2 protein-coding genes are annotated in these 2,114 nt (G+C 53.2%); one reads left to right on the forward strand and one right to left on the reverse strand.

Going from position 1 to position 2,114, the window contains the following annotated elements:
• The coding region (locus AC0QH1_RS00600; protein ID WP_324628791.1) for an nSTAND1 domain-containing NTPase at positions 1–1,353 on the reverse strand (1,353 nt) is incomplete at its 3' end.
• 209 nt (positions 1,354–1,562) lie between these two features.
• On the opposite strand from AC0QH1_RS00600, the gene AC0QH1_RS00605 reads away from it, so the two are divergent.
• On the forward strand, positions 1,563–2,018 hold the full coding sequence (locus AC0QH1_RS00605; RefSeq protein WP_324628792.1) for a hypothetical protein: 456 nt from the start codon (positions 1,563–1,565) through the stop codon (positions 2,016–2,018).
• Positions 2,019–2,114: the final 96 nt, after the last annotated feature.

Genomic DNA, 2,114 nt, shown 5'->3' on the forward strand with positions numbered 1-2,114 from the left:
AAGGGGGGGGTATCCCCCCTGGCCCCCCTTGGAAAGGGGGGGGTATCCCCCCTGGCCCCCCTTGGAAAGGGGGGGGTTGGAGTCAATCGCACCTAGGATACAATCCAAAAATTGTTGGCGTTTGGCGTGACTTTTACATTGGGTAAACAGTTGCTCGAATTGATCGACGACCAACACCGCCGCCGGGGCTTCGGTTTGGGCAATCAGCCGTTGTAAGCCTTCGGCCCCTTGGGCGAGTTCGGCGTTAACCCGGTCGAAGGAGTGATATTCGTCTACCAAGACGCGGGCTAAACTCTCTAGGGGGTCGTCTCCGGGTTTGAAGGGGTGGTAAATTTTCCAGGATTGGGTGTCGGGGAAGCGATCTCCTTTCTCCAATTCGGGGATTAATCCGGCCCTGACTACTGAGGATTTCCCACTGCCAGAAATCCCCAATACTGCCAAAAATGAGTGGTCATGGATGCGATTGACTAAGGTTTTCGTCAGTTTCTGGCGACCGAAGAAATAGGGGGCGTCTTCTTTTTGAAAGGCGGCCAATCCTTTATAGGGATTTTTCCCCGTCACTACCGCTTTCTCGCGTTCCCGTGACGGTTCGTTGTCCGGGTCGATTAAGATAATCTCGCCGTCGCGATTGAGACATTTTGGGGTTTGCCCGCAAGGTTCTAACGCTTGGATGAGATAGTGGGAGAGGGTGACGGTACTCACGACGCCCTCCTGCTGCAACCCTTGCAATAATGCCTCGGCGAATACGCTATGTTCGGCTGTGGTGGACTCATACGCCAATTCCGGCGCGCCACAAGCGGATATCAAACAGCGCGTCACTCGTTCCGATTGTCCCGGATCGGCTTCTTGATAGTTGAAGAGTTCCCCGGAATGGCAGCAGTCGAGAATCGCGATTTGCTGTTTGACGGGACTGTGTTCTAAAACTTGCCGCAAGTATGGCAGGGATACCCCCCATTTCTCGGTGCTATTACTCTCGGGGTTGGCGCGACTGGTGGCTAGAAATCCTTGGGTGAGGTGACCTTTCACCTGTCGCAACCCATGTCCGGCAAAAAATAGTAGGGCTATTTCTGGAGGCTGTTTTTCCGGTTCCGAGATGGCAAATAACCAGTCGATCGCCTGTTCTAATTCATGATGGCACAATTGTTTCTGGGAATCCACCTGCCATGCTTCCCAATCCCCCCCTAGCCCCCCCTTTGAAAGGGGGGGATGGGATGCGGAAGGCAACCGTCTGATATCGTCAAAGCCAATTTCCCGCAGTCGTCGGGCTACCGCATTGGCATCATTGGCGGGGGTTCCCAGGTTTTTTAAATGTCTATAAGTGTTAATCCCAACGACTAAAGCTCTTTTCATCATTCCATTCTGCGATATAATGTTCAAAAGGCTCTGGCTCAGGGTAGGGATAAATACGGACGTTAGCAAAGCCTTGCCCGTAGACGCCCGAAGGGCGGCTGAGTGCAAGGTAGGGCTATAGTCCGCCGACGCGAGCTAATTTCAAACCGAGGTTTGACAAGCAGATGTCGGATTCCCCCGTTGCAATATCGCCATTCTAACCTATAGACTCGATGATGAATTCCAATCTTGACAAAACTTTACTCGCTTTGTTGCTGGCCCTCCACCACCTGGATGCCGATCTGGCGGCGGATGATATGGAGGCTTTAGAAGAACTGGGGGAGTTGCTGGAAGATGACCCGGAGGCGGAGTCGGTTTCTGAGGAGGTGGAGGCCATTTGTGCCGCCAATCCGGCTTTAGAGCAATTGTATCGAGAAGCTCTGACAAAACTCGCTCCTTTGGATGAGGAGAAGTTAGCCAGTGGTTTGCCCCCGACAACCGAGCTTGAGAAACAACTGGAAATTACGGAACGCGATCGCGGGTATGTGCCGAAGGGGACAGCCAATCGGAAAAGTCGCGAACTGGTGAATATCAGCCGGGAAATTATGAAGCGCGATCGACCGGACCGAAGTGCGAAAAAACTGGAGTTTCTGCAACAGTATTGGGAGTTACCCCAAACGCCAATCTAATCGGCAAGGTGGGGGATGGAGGCGGGGGATTGAAATCGCGCCTGGGCAAGCCAAGTCCGCCTACGCGGACTAATTTTTCTAACTCGTTCCCAGGCT

The organism is Phormidium sp. CCY1219, assembly GCF_055795085.1.